Below are 17588 nucleotides of genomic sequence, written 5' to 3' on the forward strand. Positions count from 1 at the left end.
AGGCAGGGCGCCGCGCGGGAGCATTGATTTCGATCAAGGCGCCGTGATCGGCGCGGTCCTAAGGCATGGGCTCCAGCCGGGAGCGGCCGGCATTCCAAAAAGGCGGGCAGACCCATGATCGACATGACGGTCGTCGACCTGTCGCGACTCCAGTTCGCGGCGACGGCGATGTACCACTTCCTCTTCGTGCCCCTGACGCTCGGGCTGTCCTTCCTGATGGCCATCATGGAGAGCGTCTACGTCATGACCGGCCGCGAGATCTGGCGGCGCATGACGCTCTACTGGGGCACGCTCTTCGGCATCAACTTCGCCATGGGCGTGGCCACCGGCATCGTCATGGAATTCCAGTTCGGCATGAACTGGAGCTACTACAGCCACTATGTCGGCGACGTCTTCGGCGCGCCGCTCGCCATCGAGGGCCTCATGGCCTTCTTCCTCGAGGCGACCTTCATCGGCCTGTTCTTCTTCGGCTGGGACCGCCTGTCGCGCGTCGGCCATCTCTGCGTCACCTGGCTGGTGGCGCTGGGCGCCAACTTCTCGGCGCTGTGGATCCTCATCGCCAACGGCTGGATGCAGAATCCGGTCGGCGCGCGCTTCAACCCCGACACGATGCGCATGGAGATCACCGACTTCATGGCCGTGGTGTTCAACCCGGTGGCGCAGGCCAAGTTCGTCCACACCGTCTCGGCCGGCTACGTGACGGGCGCCATGTTCGTCATGAGCGTCAGCGCCTGGTTCCTGCTGACAGGGCGCCACGCCGATCTCGCCAAACGCTCGATGGCGGTGGCGGCGAGCTTCGGCCTCGCCTCGGCGCTCTCGGTCGTCGTCCTCGGCGACGAGAGCGGCTACACCACGACCGAGCATCAGAAGATGAAGCTCGCGGCGATGGAGGCCATGTGGCACACCGAGCCCGCGCCGGCCGGCTTCACCCTCTTCGCCATTCCCGGCGACGGCGAGAACAGCTTCCAGGTGCAGGTGCCCTACGCGCTCGGCCTCATCGCCACGCGCTCGATCTCCGGCGAGATCCCCGGCATCCTCGACCTCGTGGAACTCGCCGGCACGCGCATCCGCAACGGCCTCGTCGCCTACCGGGCGCTCCAGGACATCCGCGCCGACGGCAGCGACAGGGCGGCCCGCCAGACCTTCGAGGCCACCTGGAAGGATCTCGGCTACGCGCTCCTCCTCAAGCGCTACCGCGAGGACGTGACGCAGGCGAGCCCGGAGGAGATCACGCAGGCCGCCCTCGACACGGTGCCGGGCGTCGCGCCGCTCTTCTGGAGCTTCCGCCTGATGGTGGTCTGCGGGCTCTACATGATCGTCTTCTTCGCGGCGGCCTTCGTCCTCGCCTCGCGCCACAGGCTCGGCGAGAGCCGCCCCCTCCTGTGGATCGCGCTCCTGTCGCTGCCCACGCCCTGGATCGCCATCGAGGCCGGCTGGTTCCTCGCCGAATACGGCCGCCAGCCCTGGGTGGTGGAGGGCGTCCTGCCGACCTTCTACGCGGCCTCGGACCTGACGCTGACCGACCTCTCCATCAGCCTCGCCTTCTTCCTGACGCTCTACACCGCGCTCGCCATCGTCATGGTGATCCTGATGCTGAAGGTCATCAAGGCCGGCCCCTCGCAGACCTCTCTCCTCGGCAGGGCGGCGGGCGGATCGCCCGCGATCCCCCAGGGCGCCGCCGCCCGTCCCGAACACCGCTGACCGAAGGCCGAACGACCATGACAAGCATCCCCCTCGACTACGAAACGCTGCGGCTCGTCTGGTGGGCGCTCCTCGGCATCCTGCTCATCGGCTGGGCCGTGATGGACGGCGCGGATCTGGGCATCGGCACGCTCCTGCCCTTCGCCGCGCGCAGCGACGCGGAGCGGCGCGTCCTCATCAACCTCGTCGGCCCGACCTGGGAGGGCAGCCAGGTCTGGCTCGTGCTGGGCGGCGGGGCCATCTTCGCGGCCTGGCCGGCGCTCTACGCGGCGAGCTTCTCGGGCTTCTACCTCGCCATGATCGCGATCCTCCTGGCGCTGATCCTGCGGCCCGTGGGCTTCAAGTTCCGCGGCAAGATCGAGGACCGGCGCTGGCGCGAGGCCTGGGACTGGGCGCTCTTCGTCGGCGGCTTCGTGCCGGCGCTGATCTCGGGCGTGGCGGTGGGCAACGTGCTCCTCGGCGTGCCCTTCGGCCTCGACGCGACGATGCGCGCGAGCTACGCCGGCAGCTTCTTCGGGCTCCTGCGCCCCTTCGCGCTCCTGTGCGGCCTCCTCGGCGTCGCGATGGTGGTCACGCTCGGCGCCGCCGTCATCGCCGCGCGCTGCGAGGGGCTGCTCGCGGAACGCGCCCGCGACTTCGGCCGCAAGGCCGCGCTGGCCGGGCTCGGCCTCTTCGTTCTCGGCGGCTTCTGGGTCGCCTTCGGCATGGAGGGCTATGTCGTCACGAGCGTGCAGGACAGGCTGGCCCCCTCCGACCCGCTCGCCAAGACGGTGGCGCGCGAGACGGGCGCATGGATCGCCAATTACGGGCGCCATCCCTGGATGCTCGCCGCCCCGGCGCTCGGGCTCCTGGGGCTCGCTCTCGCGCGAGCGGCGCTCGGAGCGCGGGCCGGGCGGACCGCGATCCTCGCCGGTGCCGCGGCGATCTTCGGCATCGTGTCGACGGCGGGCCTGTCGCTCTTTCCCTTCCTCCTTCCCTCGTCGGCCGCGCCCGACGTCAGCCTCACGGTCTGGGACGCCTCGTCCAGCCATCTCACGCTCTTCGTGATGCTGGTGGCGACCGTCGTCTTCCTGCCGCTGATCCTCGCCTACACGACCTGGGTCTACCGCGTGATGCGCGGGCCCGTGACCGCGGCCTCGATCGGCCGCAACCCCAACGCCTACTGAAAGGGACCTGCGGACGATGTGGTATTTCTCCTGGACCCTCGGCGTCGGCCTCGCCTGCGCCTTCGCCATCCTCAACGCCATGTGGTTCGAGATGCGCGAGGACCGGCGCCTCTCGGCTTTGCCCGCCACTCCCTCGGGCGAGCGGGCGGACGCCGACCGAACGCCATGAGACCGGACCTCGTGCGGCGCCTCGCCGGGCTCAGCGTGCCGCGCTACACGTCCTATCCGGCGGTGGCGGACTTCTCGCCCGCCGTCGGGCCGCGGCAGGCCGCGGCCTGGCTCGGGGCGCTCGATCCGGGCCGGCCGGTCTCGGTCTTTCTCGCCGCGCCCAAGCAGGCCGAGGCGGCGCCCCGGACGGCGGCGGCGGCGGGCTACGAGGCGGCGCTGCGGGCCGAGATCGCCCTCGTCGCCGCCGGCCTTCAGGCCCGCCTGCCCGTCTCGCGCATCGCATGGGGCCGCGGCATGCCGGAGATCCTCGGGGCTCGCGGGCTCGCGGCCGTGCTGTGCGAACTCGCCGGACATTTCCAGCTCCCGCCGGGGCTCGACCATGCGATCGCGCTCGATCCCGACCTGCTCGATCCCGCCTTCTGCACGGCGCTCGCGGCGCTCGGCGTCAACCGGGCGAGCCTTCGCATCGAGGACATCGATCCGGCGCCGCGGGCCGCGAGCGGGCGGGAACGGCCGCTCGGCACGGCGCGGGCGGCGGCCTCCATGCTGCGGCGCGCCGGGATCCGCCGGCTCGATCTCCACATCGCCGACGGCCTGCCGCACCAGACGGGCGCCGGACTCGTGCGCGCCTGCCGCGAGGCGCTGGCGCTCGTGCCCGACCGTCTCGTCCTGCACGCCGACGCCCCTTTGCCGACCGCGCGCCCCGACCGGGGCCGCATCGAGCTCGACGCCCTGCCGGCGGCCGAGGAGCGGGTGCGCCGGGCCGAGGCGGTGGACAGGACGCTGCGGGCCCACGGCTACCGCGCCGTCGGCATCGACCACTATGCCCGGCCCTGCGACCCCCTGGCCGTCGCCGCCCGCAACGGGCGCCTGCATCGCGACGTCGAGACCTATACCGACGACGACGCGCCCAATCTCGTCGGCTTCGGCGCCTCCGCCATCTCGCGCCTGCCCGGCGGCTACGCGCAGAACGTCCCGGACCTCGCGGCCTACGGATCGAGCGTGGCGGCCGGGCGGCTCGCCACGGCGCGAGGCCACGCCCTTTCGCCCGAGGACCGCGAGCGCGGCGCGATCATCGAACGTCTGATATGCGACTTCTCAGTCGATCTGGGCCCGCGCGCCGCGCGCTACGGCGACGAGCTGGCGCTGCTGCGCCCCTTCGTCGCCGACGGTCTCCTGGAGACGAGGGGCCAGACGCTGCGCCTCACGCGCGAGGGCCGCCCCTTCGTGCACCTCGTCTGCGCGCTCTTCGACCAGTTCCGCACGGACGGCGGGAGCCGCCTCGCCGAGGCCGTCTGAGGCCTCGGGACCGTCCGTCAGCCGGCGGCGAGCGGGAAGGCGCGCATGGCGTCGATCGCCCCGTTCAGGATGATCTGGACGCCGATGCACAGGAGCAGGAAGGCGGCGAGGCGGCTGACGATCTGGGTGCGGGCATTGCCGAGGAGATCCGTCACCGTATCGGCGAAATGGTAGGCGATCCAGACGAGAACCGCGACGGCGAGGGCCGCGAGCGAGGTCGCCGCGAGGAAGGCGGCGAGCGGCGCGCTTCCCGAGGGGCGGTTCGAGCCGAGGGCGATGGCGACCGAGATCGTGCCGGGGCCGGTCGTCATCGGCATGGTCAGCGGGAAGAAGGCGACGTCGTCCGCATGCATGGCCTCGCCGGCCTGGCTCTCCTTGCGCTCCTGGCGCTCTTCGGGCGTCGACAGCATGGACCAGGCAGTCGCCGCCACGACGAGGCCGCCGGCGATGCGAAGGGCCGCCAGCGTGATGCCGAAGAAGTTGAGGACATAGACGCCGACCCAGAGCGCGCCCAGCATCACGACGCCCGCATAGAGGCCGATGCGCCGCGCGAGGAGAAGGCGCTCGTCATGCGTGCGCCCGCCGGTGAGCTGGCGGAACAGCAGCGCGCCGCTCAGGGGATTGACGATGGAGAAGAGCGCGGAGAAGGCGAGGAGGAAGGTCTGCGCGAAGTGGGAGCCGATGCCGAGGAGATCCATCGCGCCGCTCCCTCGATCCGCCACCGCCAGGAGCGCCCGGCGCTTGCCGGGACGCTCCATCCCCTCGTTCCGGGGTCCCCCTCGCGCCGCCTGCTTCGGATGCGTCCGGTCGCGCAGGTCTCCCCGCGCAAGGACTGCACGCTCGCGGCGGGCGATGCAACCGCCATCGCCGGGCGCGGCGCAGACGGCCCGTCTCAGCCGGCGGCGCGCACGGCTTCGAGGATCGCCTCCACCATCGCCTCGCCGGCCTCGCTGAGGCGCCCGCGATCCCCGTCCACGGTGAGGAGGCCCGCCTCCTCCAGTTCCGCGACGCCCCCGGAATCGGCCTTGTGGCCGGCGCCGTCGGCGAGGACGACGTCGCGCACCCGCTCGCCGCTGGACAGTTGGTGATAGGCGGCGAAGACGAGGATGGACCGGGCCTTGTCGGACATTGCCATGACGTGAACTCCCTGATGGTGCCGGCGGAACGCGCCGGCGGCGCGCGGCGATCCGCGATCCGCCGCGCCTGGGTCCATTCGCCGCGACGGCGGGCAGCCCAGGCGCATCGGTGAGCCGGCTCATGAACGCCGGACGGCCGTTGTCAGGGTCGCGAGAGGAGCGCCGCGAGCACCGGCCGGTCGTCCTCGTGCTCGGCGAGCGCGCCCGCATAGGCCTCGGCCGCGTCGAAGAAGGCGTCGGCGTCGAACCAGACGAGTTCGGCGGGCACCGCGAAGGGCCCGACCGCGACGCTGCCGAAGACGGCGCAGGCCAGGAGCGACGCGCCGTCCGAGGTCGGCCCGCAATGGAGCGTGTCGGGCGCGGCATCCGGCCGCGCGGTGCCGGGGCGCGCCGTCTCGATCGCCACGCGCAGCGTCTCGAAGGCGAGCGCGGCGGCGCAGGCCGGCCAGTCGACGGGCGCGCCGAGCGACAGGCCGTCGAGTTCGGCGGCGTAGGAATCGTGCCAGGACTCGAGGGCGGCCGCGCGGGCCATGTCCTCGGCCTCGAGCGCCTCCTCGCTCGTCGGCGGGCCCGGAAGCGCGCCGAGCGGCACGCGCTCGAGGGCGGCCAGCGCGCCGAAGACGATCTCCTCGCCGGGGCCCTCTTCGAGGCCCGGCTCGAAGGGCGGACGAGCCTTGCCGGCCTCGCCGCCGGAAAGCCGGGCGACGAGGCCGTCATGCAGCGCCCGCACGCGTCCGGGCGTCGTCGCCTGCGGCGCGAAGGCGGCGAGCGGCAGGACGAGGCCCGGCTGCACGAGGCAGGCGCCGGCCTCCGGCACGACGCCGCTCTCGCGCAGGGACGACGCCAGCCGGGCCATCTCCGCCCCGTCCCCGGCGAAGGCGAGGACGCGCGCGCGCGGACCGCTGACGGGCAGGAGGACGAGGCGCGTGACGGTGGCGCCCTCCTCGGACAGCCCGCCGCCGGCCTCGACATAGGCCTGCACCATGAAGTCGGGGAAGTCGGCGTCGAGAATGTCGCGCAGGTCGTCCGAGAGCCGCTCCCAGGTCTCGTCGAAATCGGGGGCGGAGACGTGGGGACCGAGCTCCCCGACGAGGCCGTCCCCGGCAAAGGCCGCCGCCGCGCGCAGGATGGCGCCCTCGGTCGGCGTCTTCGCCCGCTTCATCGCCTGTCTGGCGATCTTGGCCGTCGCCCGCCGATCTGCCCGGTTGCCCATGGAACGCCTCTTCCTGCCGCAAAAGCCCGCCGCCGCTCTAGCACGGTTGCGCGCCGGGGCCGAACCCGCGCGGTGCCGCCCCGCCGGGCAGACGAAGCGTCGCAGGGGCCGCCGCTTGCCGGCCCCGTCCGCGCGCCATAGGTCGCGTCATCGGCGCGCCTCCCGCAGCGCCGCGCCGTTCATCGAACAAAGGCTCGCATCCTTGGCGCCTCGCTCTCGCCCGCCCGGCGGCTCCACCGTTCCCGCGAGCCGCCTCTGGCGGCTGGCGCGGCTCGGCTCCATGGCCGGCGGGGTCGCCGGCGGCATGCTGCTCGACGGTCTTTCCGAGGTCGCGCGCGGGCGCCGGCCGCGCCTCGAAGACCTCCTGATGACGCCCGCCAACGTCCTGAAGGTGACCGACCAGCTCGCCCGGCTGCGCGGGGCGGCGATGAAGATGGGCCAGCTCCTGTCCATGGAGGCGGGCGACGTGCTGCCGCCCGAGCTCGCCGCCATCCTGGAGCGGCTTCGCGCCGACGCCGAACCGATGCCGCGGGCGCAGGTGCAGGCCGTGCTCGACCGGGCCTGGGGCAGGGGATGGGAGAAGCGCTTCGACTATTTCGCCTTCCGCCCCGTCGCCGCCGCCTCGATCGGCCAGGTGCACCGCGCCCAGACGAGCGACGGGCGCGATCTCGCCGTGAAGATCCAGTATCCGGGCGTGCGGCGCAGCATCGACAGCGACGTCGACAACGTCGCCCTGCTCCTGCGCGTCTCCGGTCTCGTGCCCGCCCATCTGGACGTCGCGCCCCTTCTCGACCAGGCCAAGCGCCAGCTGCACGAGGAGGCCGACTACGAGCGCGAGGCCGACTGCCTGGAGCGGTTCGGCGCGCTTCTTTCGGGCGACCCGCATGTCGTCGTGCCCGGCGTGCACCGCGACCTGACCCGGCCGGACGTCCTCGTCATGTCCTATGCCGAGGGCCGGCCGATCGAGAGCCTGGAGAGCGCGCCGCAGGCCGAGCGCGACCGGGTCGGGGCGCTTCTCGTCGATCTGGCGCTGCGCGAGCTCTTCGTCTTCCGCCTCATGCAGACCGACCCCAATCTCGCCAACTACCGCTACGACCCGGCCACGCGGCGCGTCGTGCTCCTCGATTTCGGCGCGACGCGCGCCTTCCCGCCCGAGCTTGCCGCCGGCTGCCGCGCGCTCGCCCTGGCGGGGCTCTCGCGCGACCGCGAGGCGAGCGAGCGGGCGCTCCTGGAGCTCGGCCTCCTCGACGAGAGCGTGCCCGCGCGACACCGCCAGAACGTCCTGTCCACCTTCGAGACCGCGCTCGAGCCGATTCTGGCGACGGACGTCTTCGACTTCGGCGACGCCACGATCCTCAGACGCCTGCGCGAGGACGGGATGGCCTTCGCGCAGGAGCGGGAGGGCTGGCGCCTGCCCCCGGTCGACGCGCTCTTCCTGCAACGCAAGTTCGGCGGCACCTATCTGGCCGCCGCGCGCCTCAAGGCGCGGGTCGACGTCAAGACCATCCTGGCACGGTATCTGTGAGGGGCCGCCCGGTCCCGGCGCGGCGGCGGCCCGTCCCGGCAGCGCGGTCCGGCGGCATCGGCGCCGCGCGAGGCGTCGTCCGGGCGGGTGCGCGGGCCGGTTCGTCCTGTGCCGATGGCCTGTTGCGGGCCCGCCTCCCGCGTGCCACCCTGCGCCCGAACGCCGCCGCGAGCGGCGCCGCGCGGGCGCCCCTCCGCGTCGCCGCGCCGGTGCCGACCCCTTCGGCCGGAGCGCTTCCCCGCCGGAGGGTCCTGCCGTGATCACCTTCGACGCCGTCACCAAGCTCTATCAGGGAAGCGTCGCGGTGGACGGGCTGTCGCTCGTCGCGCCGACGGGCAAGCTCACCGTCCTCGTCGGCCCGTCCGGCTGCGGCAAGACGACCTCGCTGCGCATGGTCAACCGCCTCATCGCGCCGACCTCCGGCTCGATCCTGCTCGACGGCGAGCCGACCGAGCGGATGGACGTGGCGCGCCTTCGCCGGCGCATCGGCTATGTCATCCAGCATGCGGGCCTCTTCCCGCACCGCACCGTCGTGCAGAACATCGCCACCACCGCGCGGCTCAACAAGGTGCCGAAGGCCGAGGCCCTGCGGCGCGCGCACGACCTCCTGGAGCGCGTCGGCCTCAGCGCCGCCTTCGCGGACCGCTATCCCTGGCAGCTCTCGGGCGGCCAGCAGCAGCGCGTCGGCGTCGCCCGGGCGCTCGCCTCGGACCCGAACTTCATGCTGATGGACGAGCCCTTCAGCGCCGTCGATCCCGTGGTGCGCGGCCAGCTGCAGGAGGAGTTCCTGCGCCTGCAGCGCGAGATCGGCAAGACGATCATCCTCGTCACGCACGATATCGACGAGGCGCTGAAGCTCGGCGACCAGGTGGCGGTGCTGCGCACGGGCGGGCGGCTCGCGCAGGTCGCCAGCCCGCGCGACCTCCTCGCGCGCCCCGCCGACGCCTTCGTCGCCGACTTCATCGGCCGCGACCGCGGCTACCGGTTCCTCAGCTTCGCGGGCATCGACGGGACACTGGCGCTGCGCGCCGAGCCCGCCGTCCCGCTCGGCACGGCGCCGGAAGAGGCGCGCCGCGTGGCGCTCGACCGTTGGCTGCTCGTCACCGACGCCGCGCGCCGCCCGCTCGGCTGGGCGGATGTCGAGACCTTGCGCGCCCCCTTGCGCGACGGCGACCTCAATCTCAGCGGCACGTTCGCCCCCGAGGGCGGCACGCTGCGCCACGTGCTGGACGCCGCGCTCAGCGCCCCCTCCGGCCGCGGCGTCGTGGTGACGCCCGCCGGCGAACTCGCCGGCACCGTCACCCTGCCGGCCATCGCCGCCGCCATCGAGGCCGAACGCCAGGGGCGGATCGGGCCGCGCCCATGAGGCTCGACTGGCTCGCGCGCGAATCCGGTCGCATCCTCGAACTGTTCCTCTGGCATCTCGGCCTCTCGCTCGCGCCCGTCGCGATCGGCCTTCTGCTCGCCCTGCCGCTCGGCTGGCTGGCGCAGCGCGCCGGCCTCTTCCGCCAGGCGCTGCTCGGCACGGCGGGGCTCCTCTACACGATCCCCTCGCTCGCGCTCTTCGTGCTCCTGCCCGCGATCCTCGGCACGCGCATCCTCGATCCGCTGAACGTCGTCGTGGCGCTGACGGTCTACGCCGTGGCGCTTCTCGTGCGCACGGTCAGCGACGGGCTGGAGACCGTCTCGCCGGACGTGCGGCAGGCGGCGGACGCGATGGGCTACCGCGCGCCGGCGCGCTTCCTCAAGGTGGAGCTGCCGCTCGCCGTCCCCGTCATCGCGGCCGGGCTTCGCGTGGCCGTCGTCTCCAACGTGTCGATCGTCTCGGTGGCGGCCCTCGTCGGCACGCCGCAGCTCGGCACGCTCTTCACGCAGGGGCTGCAGCTGCGCTTCCTGACGCCGATCGTCACCGGCATCGTCCTGTGCGTCCTCCTCGCCGCGCTGCTCGACGCGCTCGTCCTCTTCCTCGCCGGGCGCCTCACGCCCTGGCAGCCGAAGGGGCGCTGAGCGATGCTGGCCGAACTCGCCGCCTGGTTCGCCGATCCCGCCCGCTGGCGCGGCAGCGACGCCATCCCCACCCTCGTCCTCCAGCATCTGGCCTATAGCGGCGCGGCGCTCGCCGCCGCCTGCCTCGTGGCCCTGCCGATCGGCCTCTATGTCGGCCATACCGGGCGCGGCACGGTGGTGGTGGCGGGGCTCGCCAACGCGCTGCGGGCGCTTCCGAGCCTCGGGCTGATCGTGCTCCTCGTCATCCTGTTCGGCCCCGTCTTCACCTCGGAACTCGCCTTCGTCGTGCCGAGCCTCATCGTCCTCGTGGTGCTGGCCGTGCCGCCGATCATGACGGCGACCTATGCCGGCATCGCGGCGGTGGACCGGTCGGCGGTGGACGCGGCGCGCGGCATGGGCCAGCGGCCCTGGCAGGTGCTTCTGGGCGTCGAGCTGCCCTGCGCCCTGCCGCTGATCTTCTCGGGGCTGCGCAGCGCCACGCTGCAGATCGTCTCGACGGCGACCATCGCCGCCTACGTGTCGCTCGGCGGCCTCGGCCGGCTCATCATCGATGGCCGGGCCCAGAACGACTACTACCAGATGGCCGCGGGCGCCGTACTTGTGGGTGTTCTGGCGCTCGCCGTCGATCTCGTCATCGGCCTCGCCTCGCGCCTTGCCGTCTCACCCGGCCTCACGCGCCGCCCGCAGCGGGCGCGCGCGTGATCCATGGCCCGACGCATCACCCCTAGAGTTCCGTTCAAGGAGACCTTCCCCATGGCCTACCGAATGACGACCACGATCGGCGCGTTCGCGCTCCTCGCCTTCACGGCGCTGCCGGCCTTCGCGATCGACCCGCTCGCGCCCGAGACCCCGGCCCGCGCCGACGCGACGACGCTGATCGTCGGCTCCGCCGACTTCCCCGAGAGCCAGCTCCTCGCCACGATCTACGCCAAGGCGCTCGCCGCCAAGGGCGTGGAGGTCGACACCAAGATGAGCATCGGCAGCCGCGAGGTCTACATGCCCGCGCTTCTCGACGGCTCGATCGACCTCCTGCCCGAATATGCGGGCGCCGCGCTGAGCTATCTCGACAAGGCCGCGACGGCCCATTCGCCCGACGAGGTCGCGGCCGCGCTGAAGGCGGCGCTTCCCGAGGGCGTGACCATGCTGACGCCCTCGCCGGCGCAGGATTCGGACGCCGTCGTGGTCACCCGCGCCACCGCGCAGAAACACAATCTCAAGACCATCGCCGATCTCGCGCCTGTCGCCGGCGAGTTCGTGCTCGGCGGACCGCCCGAGTGGAAGACGCGCAAGGAGGGCATCGTCGGCCTGAAGGACCTCTACGGGCTCGAGTTCAAGTCCTTCCGCGCCCTCGACGTCGGCGGCCCGCTCACGCTGACCGCGCTCGTCAACGGCCAGGTCCAGGCCGCCAACCTCTTCTCCACCGATCCCGCCATGCAGGCGAGCGACCTCGTGGCGCTGGAGGACACGAAGAACCTCTTCCCCGCGCAGAACATCGTGCCGGTGCTGGCGAGCGCGAAGGCGAGCGAGACGGTGACGGCGACGCTCGACGCCATCTCGGCGGCGCTGACGACGGAGGATCTCGTCAAGATGAACGGCCGGCTCGCCAAGCAGGAGAGCTACGACGTCGTCGCCGGCGACTTCCTGAAGGAGAAGGGCCTCCAGTAAGGCCGAAGGCCCATCGCGCAGCAGACGCGCGGCCCGCCTTCACCCGAAGGCGGGCCGCATCGTTTCGCCGGGAAAGGCGGGCGATTCGAGAAGCGGGCCGAGCGCGGCGATGTCGCCGCTCAGCGGCCGGTCGTCGCGATAGGCGGGCACGAGCGCGCGGATGCGCGCGTAGAGCGCGTCCGTGCCGGGCGCCCGCCCGCCGGCCTGAAACTCGTAGGCCTGCGCGGCCGCCAGGAGCTCGATGGCGATCACGTCGCGCAGATTGTCGAGGATCGCCAGGAGCTTGACCGCGGCCGGCGTCGCGTGGGTCAGCATGTCCTCCTGGAGCGCGGAGGTGATGCCGCCGTCGAGGCTCGCCGGCAGGGCGTGGCGCCGGTTCTCCGCCACGAGCGCGGCCGCCGTGTACTGGGCGATCATGAAGCCGGAGAAGGTGCCGCCCGCCTCGGCCAGAAAGGCCGGCAGGCCGCTGACGAGCGGGTTCACCAGGCGGTCGATCCGCCGCTCGGCGATCGCGGCAAGCTCGGCCGCCGCCACGCCGAGACCGTCGAGCGCGAGCCCCAGGGCGGCGGCGACGGCATGGGCCTGCGAGCGCACCTCAGGCGCCTGCGGCGTGCCGCCGACGGCCGGATTGTCGGTGACGCTCGCCAGTTCCCGCTCCACCACGGGCAGGGCCTGCGCCAGCGCGTCGCGCACCGCGCCGTGGATCTGCGGCACGGCCCGCAGGCTGAGCGGGTCCTGCGTGCGCCGCCCGGCGCGCGCCGCGACGAGCGGGCTGCCGGCCAGGAGGGCGCGCAGCCGCGCGCCGACCGCCTGCAGCCCGTCCGAGCGGCGAAGGGCGAGCGTCTCGGCGTCGAAGGCGCCGGCCTGCGCGCCGAGGCTCTCGCAGGTCATGGCCGCCGCCGCGTCCGCCCAGTCGAGAAGGCGCGCGAGCCGGTCGAGCGCGAGGCAGGCAAGGCCGGTCGAGCAGGGCGTGCCGTTGACGAGGCTGAGCCCTTCCTTCGCCTCCAGCACCAGGGGTTGCCGGCCGATCGCCGCCATCGCCGCGCCGCCGGCGAGCCGCGCGCCGTCCGGCCCGATCGCCGCGCCGGCGCCGATGAGGACGAGGCCGATCGCCGCCGCATGGGTGAGATAGCCGACCGAGCCGCGCGAGGGCACGAGCGGCAGGAGGTCGGCGTTCAGAAGCGCCGCGAGCGCCTCCACCAGTTCCGGCCGCACGCCGGACGCGCCCTTGGCGAAGCCCGAAAGCTGCGCCGCCATGACGGCCCGCGTCTCCGCCCGCCCGAGCGGCGCGCCGAGGCCGCAGGCATGGCTGAAGAGGATGCGGCGCGACAGCGCCCGCTGTTCCTCGAGCGGGATGATCGTGTCGCAGAGCGCGCCGACGCCCGTGTTGATGCCGTAGCCCCGGATGCCGCGCTCCGACAGGGCCTCGACGATGCGCCGGCCAGCCGCGACGCGGGCGCGCGCGGCGGGGCCGAGTTCGAGCCGCGCGCCCCGGGCGAGCGCTGCGATGGCCGCCGCGTCCGGGCTCTCGTCGAGGGAGACGGTCGTGCCCGTCATTGCAGGCGGCGCAGCGTCTTCAGGAAGGCCGCGTCGATGGCCTCGTCGCGCGCATGGCGCCCCTCGCGCACGACGAAGCGCCCGCCCACGAGAACGTCGCGCACCGCCGAGGGCCCGAGCGCGAAGAGCCAGCGGTCGAGGAGAGCGTCGCCCTGCGCGGTCGCGAGATAGGGGTCCGCCCCGTCGAGGACGAGGAGGTCGGCCGCCGCGCCCGGCTGCAGGCCCGCGAGGCCCGCGCCGCAGGCCTGCGCCCCGCCGGCGAGCGCGGCGTCGAACAGGGTGCGCCCGACCGAGGCGCCGGGCCCCGAGGCGAGGCGCGCCCGGCGCCGGTCGCGCAGGCGCTGGCCGTATTCGAGAAGGCGCAGCTCCTCGCCGACGCTCGTCGCGACATGGCTGTCCGTGCCGATGGCGAGGCGCCCGCCCGCCTTCAGGAAGGCGGTGGCGGGGAAGATGCCGTCGCCGAGATTGGCCTCGGTCGCCGGGCACAGACCCGCGACGGCGCCCGAGGCGGCAAGGCGCGCCGTCTCGCCCTGCGTCATGTGGGTCGCGTGGATCGCGCACCAGCGCGCGTCGACCGGCGCCTCGTCGACGAGCCAGTCCACCGGGCGGCGCCCGCTCCAGGCGAGGCAGTCCTCGACCTCGCGCTCCTGCTCGGCGACATGGATGTGGATCGGCCCGCCCGTCGCCTCGGCGGCGAGGATCGCGGCGATCTCGCCGGGCGTCGCCGCGCGCAGCGAGTGCAGCGCGAGGCCGAGCGTCGCGCCGGCGGCCTCGCAAGGGGCCTGCAGGCGCTCCAGAAGGCGCAGGAACCCGTCGACATCGTGCAGGAAGGGCCGCTGCCCCTCGCCGGGCGCCGCGCCGCCGAAATTGGCATGGGCGTAGAAGACCGGCAGATGCGTCAGCCCGATCCCCGCCTCGCCCGCCGCGGCGAGGATGGAGAGCGAGGTCCGGGCCGGATCGGCATAGGGCGTCCCGTCCGGGCCGTGATGGAGATAGTGGAACTCGGCGACCCGCGTGAAGCCGCCCTTCAGGAGCTCGACATAGAGCTTGGCCGCGATGGCCTCGACGTCGTCCGGCCCCATCAGGCCGACCGTGCGGTACATCTCGGCCCGCCACGTCCAGAAACTGTCCTCGCCCGCGCCGGCGCACTCGGCAAGGCCTGCCATGGCGCGCTGGAAGGCGTGGGAATGGCAATTGGCGAGCCCGGGAACGACCGGCCCCGCCAGAATCTCGCATCCGGACTTCGAAGCGCCGGTCGCCAGGTCCGCGATGCGGCCTTGCGCGTCGATCCCGATCGCGACGTCCCGCTCCCACCCGCCGGGAAGAAGCGCCTGGGGGCAGAACAGGCGTGTCGAAACCGCGCTCATCGAAGCTCCACGTGAGTCCCTGGACGAGGGAGCCGTGCCGCTCCCGGAGATCGGGCCGGACCATTTCCGATCCGGCGCCCCCGCGCAAGCGCGCATCGCGCCGCCGTGCCGGCCGTCCCGTTCGGCGATCCGGCCCGTCGCAGGCCCGTCAGGCGGCGTCGACAAGGCTTTCGCGCGGCACCAGCGCGCCGTGGTGCTGGATGACGCGCGCGGCGACGTTGGCGGCAAAGGCGGCGGCGGCTTCGGGCGCCTCGCCTTCGCCGTAGCGGGCGAGGAAGGCGCCGTTGAAGCTGTCGCCGGCGCTCGTCGTGTCGACGACGCGGGCGACGGGGGCGGCCGGCACGAAGCGGGTCTCCTTGCCCTCGAAGGCGAGCGTCACGCCCTTCTCGCCGTCCTTGACGACGACATGGGCCACGCCGAGCCCGCGATAGCGCGCGATGGTCTCTGCGATCGAGGCGTCGCCGAAATGGCGCGTCTCGTCGTCGAAGCTCGGCATCAGAAGCGTGGCGGCGCGGGCCCCGCGCGAGATCGTCTCCAGCATGCGCGCGCGCCCGTCCCACAGGCGCGGGCGGATGTTGGGATCGAAGACGACGAGCTTGCCCGCGTCGCGCGCCCCGGACAGGGCGTCGAGCAGCCGGTCCACCGCGTCGGGCGCGAGGATGGCGAGCGTGATGCCGGAGAAGACGATCGTGTCGCTCGCGCCGACGGCGCGGGCGAGATGGGCGGGATCGTCGGCGAGCGCCTTGGCGGCGGAGGCCGAGCGCCAGTAGGAGAAGCTGCGCTCGCCCTTCTCCAGATGGATCATGTAGAGGCCGGGAATACGGTCCTCGACCGTGCGCACGAAGCCTGTGCCGACGCCCGCGCCCTCCATGAAGGCCAGCATCTCGCGCGAGACGAGGTCGGTGCCGACGGCGGTGAGATAGTCCACCTTGCGGGACGCGGGCAGGAACTGGCGCGCGTAGTAGGCGGCGTTGAACGTGTCGCCGGCATAGCCCTTGCCGAAAAGGTCGGCCTGGCCGGCCTGCTTCAGCTCGACCATGCATTCGCCGATGCACAGGATCCTGCCGCCCATGGTCACGCGCCCCTTCGCCGTCACATCGTGGCGCCGAGCTGCCACGGCACAAATTCGTGGCGGCCATAGCCCAGAAGTTCGGACTTGGAGCGTTTTCCCGAGGCCGTGTCCAGGATGACCTGGAAGATCTCGCGCCCCTTCTCCTCGATGGAGACGCCGTCGAGCACGTCGCCGCAGTTGATGTCCATGTCCTCCTCCATGCGGGTGTAGAGGTCGGTCGTGGTGGCGAGCTTGATCGAGGGCGTCGGCTTGCAGCCATAGGCCGAACCGCGCCCGGTGGTGAAGCACAGGACGTTGGCCCCGCCCGCCACCTGGCCGGTGGCGGCCACGGGATCGTAGCCCGGCGTGTCCATGTAGACGAAGCCGCGCGTCTCCACGCGCTCGGCGTAGCGATAGACCTCGCGCAGCGTGGTGCTGCCGCCCTTGGCGACGGCGCCGAGCGACTTCTCGAGGATCGTCGTCAGCCCGCCGGCCTTGTTGCCGGGCGAGGGATTGTTGTTCATCTCGCCGCCGGCGCGCGCGGCGTAGTCGCGCCACCAGTCGATGAGGTCGACGATCTTGGCGCCCACCGCCTCGCTCTCGGCGCGCGCCGTCAGGAGATGCTCGGCGCCGAAGATCTCGGGCGTCTCGGACAGGATCGCCGTGCCGCCCTGGCGCACGAGGATGTCGACGGCCGCCCCGAGGGCGGGATTGGCGGTGAGGCCGGAATAGCCGTCCGAGCCGCCGCATTGCAGGGCGAGCGTCAGTTCGGACGCGGGCACGCGCTCGCGCCGGCAGGCATTGGCGAGCGGCAGCATCTCGGCGATCTTGGCCACGCCCGAGGCGATCGCCTTGCGCGTGCCGCCGGTCTCCTGGATCGTCAGGCTCTGGAAATGCGGGCCCTCGGCGATGCCGTAGGTCTTCTTCAGCCGCGGGATCTGGAAGACCTCGCAGCCGAGGCCGATGAGGAGGATGGCCGAGAAGTTGGGATGGGTGGCGTAGCCCCACTGGGTGCGGGCGAGAAGGTCGTATTCCTCGCCCTTGGAGCCCATGCCGCAGCCGGTGCCGTGGGTGAAGGGCACGACGCCGTCGATATTGGGATAGTCGGCGAGAAGCCCCGAGCGCATCACCTCGTCGGCGATGAAGTCGACGACCGTCGCCGAGCAGTTCACCGAGCTCAGGATGCCGATATAGTTGCGCGTGCCCACGCGCCCGTCGGCGCGGCGGAAGCCCTCGAAGAAGGCCGGCTCCTCGCCGGGCAGGAGGCCCGTCGCCGGTCTCGCCTCGGAGGCGAAGGCGTAGTCGCGGTCGAACTCGTGGATCTCGACATTGTGCTCGTGCACCCAGTCGCCCGGCGCCACGGCGACCTTCGCGAAGCCGATGATCTGCCCGAACTTGCGGATCGGCTCGCCCGGCGCGATCGGCGCCACGGCCACCTTGTGGCCGCGCGGCACGGCCTTCGCCGCGGCGAGCCCGCCTTCGAGCGGCGCCCCGGCGGGCAGGCTGTCGATGGCGATGACGACGTTGTCGGCCTCGTGGAGGCGGAGCGTGCGCGGGGCGGTCATGATCTTGGAAACTCCCGGGAGACGAAGCCCGCGACAGGCGCCGGCCCGGCTCGGCGGCGGCGGGCCTCCCCTCCCGCGCCGGACCGTGCCCTCGGCCACGGGCAGGGGACGCCGCCTTCGCGACGCGCCGTCCTTTGTATAAATAGAACGCCCCGGCCCTTCCGGGTC

General features: G+C 72.9%; 16 protein-coding genes. 9 read left to right on the forward strand and 7 right to left on the reverse strand.

Annotated features, from left to right (window positions below; all coding sequences use genetic code 11):
* Nucleotides 1–114 precede the first annotated feature (114 nt).
* From ASG48_RS12895 to ASG48_RS12910, 4 genes are read left to right on the forward strand one after another with little or no spacing between them, the layout of a single operon-like run.
* Entirely contained in the window at nucleotides 115–1701 is a 1587-nt protein-coding gene (locus tag ASG48_RS12895) for a cytochrome ubiquinol oxidase subunit I (RefSeq protein WP_055850294.1), read from the forward strand.
* 17 nt (nucleotides 1702–1718) lie between these two features.
* Entirely contained in the window at nucleotides 1719–2867 is a 1149-nt protein-coding gene (gene cydB / locus ASG48_RS12900; RefSeq protein ID WP_055850296.1) for a cytochrome d ubiquinol oxidase subunit II, read from the forward strand.
* A 16-nt stretch (nucleotides 2868–2883) separates the two neighbouring features.
* A complete protein-coding gene (gene cydX / locus ASG48_RS12905; RefSeq protein ID WP_055850298.1) occupies nucleotides 2884–3036 on the forward strand; it encodes a cytochrome bd-I oxidase subunit CydX in 153 nt (50 codons plus the stop codon).
* Nucleotides 3033–4334, forward strand: a complete 1302-nt coding sequence (locus ASG48_RS12910) for a hypothetical protein (RefSeq protein WP_055850300.1) — start codon at nucleotides 3033–3035, stop codon at nucleotides 4332–4334. Before cydX ends, ASG48_RS12910 begins: the two co-directional genes overlap by 4 nt.
* A 17-nt stretch (nucleotides 4335–4351) precedes the next feature.
* Here the strand turns inward: ASG48_RS12910 and ASG48_RS12915 are convergent, their stop codons facing one another.
* The 3 genes from ASG48_RS12915 to ASG48_RS12925 all read right to left on the reverse strand — a co-directional run bounded on the left by ASG48_RS12915 (nucleotide 4352) and on the right by ASG48_RS12925 (nucleotide 6683).
* Nucleotides 4352–5032 carry a MarC family protein gene (locus tag ASG48_RS12915; protein WP_055850674.1) on the reverse strand — a complete coding sequence of 227 codons (681 nt, stop codon included), beginning with the start codon at nucleotides 5030–5032 and terminating at the stop codon, nucleotides 4352–4354.
* A 194-nt stretch (nucleotides 5033–5226) separates the two neighbouring features.
* Nucleotides 5227–5469, reverse strand: a complete 243-nt coding sequence (locus ASG48_RS12920; RefSeq protein WP_055850304.1) for a hypothetical protein — start codon at nucleotides 5467–5469, stop codon at nucleotides 5227–5229.
* A gap of 143 nt (nucleotides 5470–5612) precedes the next feature.
* Complete coding sequence (locus tag ASG48_RS12925; RefSeq protein WP_055850305.1) at nucleotides 5613–6683, reverse strand: hypothetical protein; 1071 nt, start codon at nucleotides 6681–6683, stop codon at nucleotides 5613–5615.
* A gap of 202 nt (nucleotides 6684–6885) precedes the next feature.
* On the opposite strand from ASG48_RS12925, the gene ASG48_RS12930 reads away from it, so the two are divergent.
* The 5 genes from ASG48_RS12930 to ASG48_RS12950 all read left to right on the forward strand — a co-directional run bounded on the left by ASG48_RS12930 (nucleotide 6886) and on the right by ASG48_RS12950 (nucleotide 11880).
* Nucleotides 6886–8208: an AarF/ABC1/UbiB kinase family protein gene (locus ASG48_RS12930; protein ID WP_055850308.1), complete on the forward strand. Its 1323-nt coding sequence runs from the start codon at nucleotides 6886–6888 to the stop codon at nucleotides 8206–8208.
* A gap of 256 nt (nucleotides 8209–8464) precedes the next feature.
* A complete protein-coding gene (locus tag ASG48_RS12935; RefSeq protein WP_055850310.1) occupies nucleotides 8465–9574 on the forward strand; it encodes an ABC transporter ATP-binding protein in 1110 nt (369 codons plus the stop codon).
* Nucleotides 9571–10215 carry an ABC transporter permease subunit gene (locus ASG48_RS12940; protein ID WP_055850312.1) on the forward strand — a complete coding sequence of 215 codons (645 nt, stop codon included), beginning with the start codon at nucleotides 9571–9573 and terminating at the stop codon, nucleotides 10213–10215. Before ASG48_RS12935 ends, ASG48_RS12940 begins: the two co-directional genes overlap by 4 nt.
* Before the next feature lie 3 nt (nucleotides 10216–10218).
* Nucleotides 10219–10917 carry an ABC transporter permease gene (locus ASG48_RS12945; RefSeq protein ID WP_055850315.1) on the forward strand — a complete coding sequence of 233 codons (699 nt, stop codon included), beginning with the start codon at nucleotides 10219–10221 and terminating at the stop codon, nucleotides 10915–10917.
* Nucleotides 10918–10968: 51 nt separating this feature from the next.
* Complete coding sequence (locus ASG48_RS12950; RefSeq protein WP_055850320.1) at nucleotides 10969–11880, forward strand: ABC transporter substrate-binding protein; 912 nt, start codon at nucleotides 10969–10971, stop codon at nucleotides 11878–11880.
* 39 nt (nucleotides 11881–11919) lie between these two features.
* On the opposite strand, the gene ASG48_RS12955 is transcribed toward ASG48_RS12950, so the two are convergent.
* The 4 genes from ASG48_RS12955 to ASG48_RS12970 all read right to left on the reverse strand — a co-directional run bounded on the left by ASG48_RS12955 (nucleotide 11920) and on the right by ASG48_RS12970 (nucleotide 17420).
* Complete coding sequence (locus tag ASG48_RS12955) at nucleotides 11920–13437, reverse strand: aromatic amino acid lyase (protein ID WP_055850322.1); 1518 nt, start codon at nucleotides 13435–13437, stop codon at nucleotides 11920–11922.
* Nucleotides 13434–14804, reverse strand: a complete 1371-nt coding sequence (gene hutF, locus ASG48_RS12960; RefSeq protein WP_055850324.1) for a formimidoylglutamate deiminase — start codon at nucleotides 14802–14804, stop codon at nucleotides 13434–13436. Before hutF ends, ASG48_RS12955 begins: the two co-directional genes overlap by 4 nt.
* Before the next feature lie 148 nt (nucleotides 14805–14952).
* Complete coding sequence (locus tag ASG48_RS12965) at nucleotides 14953–15876, reverse strand: sugar kinase (protein ID WP_055850326.1); 924 nt, start codon at nucleotides 15874–15876, stop codon at nucleotides 14953–14955.
* Nucleotides 15877–15896: 20 nt separating this feature from the next.
* Nucleotides 15897–17420 carry an altronate dehydratase family protein gene (locus ASG48_RS12970; protein WP_055850327.1) on the reverse strand — a complete coding sequence of 508 codons (1524 nt, stop codon included), beginning with the start codon at nucleotides 17418–17420 and terminating at the stop codon, nucleotides 15897–15899.
* Nucleotides 17421–17588: the final 168 nt, after the last annotated feature.

The sequence above is a fragment of the Aurantimonas sp. Leaf443 genome (genome assembly GCF_001425575.1).
In the GTDB taxonomy this organism is placed as follows: Bacteria; Pseudomonadota; Alphaproteobacteria; order Rhizobiales; family Rhizobiaceae; genus Leaf443.

Coding starts and splice junctions, on each gene's coding strand:
- ASG48_RS12955 (WP_055850322.1), bottom strand. CDS start 13,437: ATGACGGGCACGACCGTCTCCCTCGACGAGAGCCCGGACGCGGCGGCC.
- ASG48_RS12945 (WP_055850315.1), top strand. CDS start 10,219: ATGCTGGCCGAACTCGCCGCCTGGTTCGCCGATCCCGCCCGCTGGCGC.
- ASG48_RS12920 (WP_055850304.1), bottom strand. CDS start 5,469: ATGGCAATGTCCGACAAGGCCCGGTCCATCCTCGTCTTCGCCGCCTAT.
- ASG48_RS12895 (WP_055850294.1), top strand. CDS start 115: ATGATCGACATGACGGTCGTCGACCTGTCGCGACTCCAGTTCGCGGCG.
- cydX (WP_055850298.1), top strand. CDS start 2,884: ATGTGGTATTTCTCCTGGACCCTCGGCGTCGGCCTCGCCTGCGCCTTC.
- hutF (WP_055850324.1), bottom strand. CDS start 14,804: ATGAGCGCGGTTTCGACACGCCTGTTCTGCCCCCAGGCGCTTCTTCCC.
- ASG48_RS12940 (WP_055850312.1), top strand. CDS start 9,571: ATGAGGCTCGACTGGCTCGCGCGCGAATCCGGTCGCATCCTCGAACTG.
- ASG48_RS12910 (WP_055850300.1), top strand. CDS start 3,033: ATGAGACCGGACCTCGTGCGGCGCCTCGCCGGGCTCAGCGTGCCGCGC.
- cydB (WP_055850296.1), top strand. CDS start 1,719: ATGACAAGCATCCCCCTCGACTACGAAACGCTGCGGCTCGTCTGGTGG.
- ASG48_RS12915 (WP_055850674.1), bottom strand. CDS start 5,032: ATGGATCTCCTCGGCATCGGCTCCCACTTCGCGCAGACCTTCCTCCTC.
- ASG48_RS12970 (WP_055850327.1), bottom strand. CDS start 17,420: ATGACCGCCCCGCGCACGCTCCGCCTCCACGAGGCCGACAACGTCGTC.
- ASG48_RS12925 (WP_055850305.1), bottom strand. CDS start 6,683: ATGGGCAACCGGGCAGATCGGCGGGCGACGGCCAAGATCGCCAGACAG.
- ASG48_RS12965 (WP_055850326.1), bottom strand. CDS start 15,876: ATGGGCGGCAGGATCCTGTGCATCGGCGAATGCATGGTCGAGCTGAAG.
- ASG48_RS12950 (WP_055850320.1), top strand. CDS start 10,969: ATGGCCTACCGAATGACGACCACGATCGGCGCGTTCGCGCTCCTCGCC.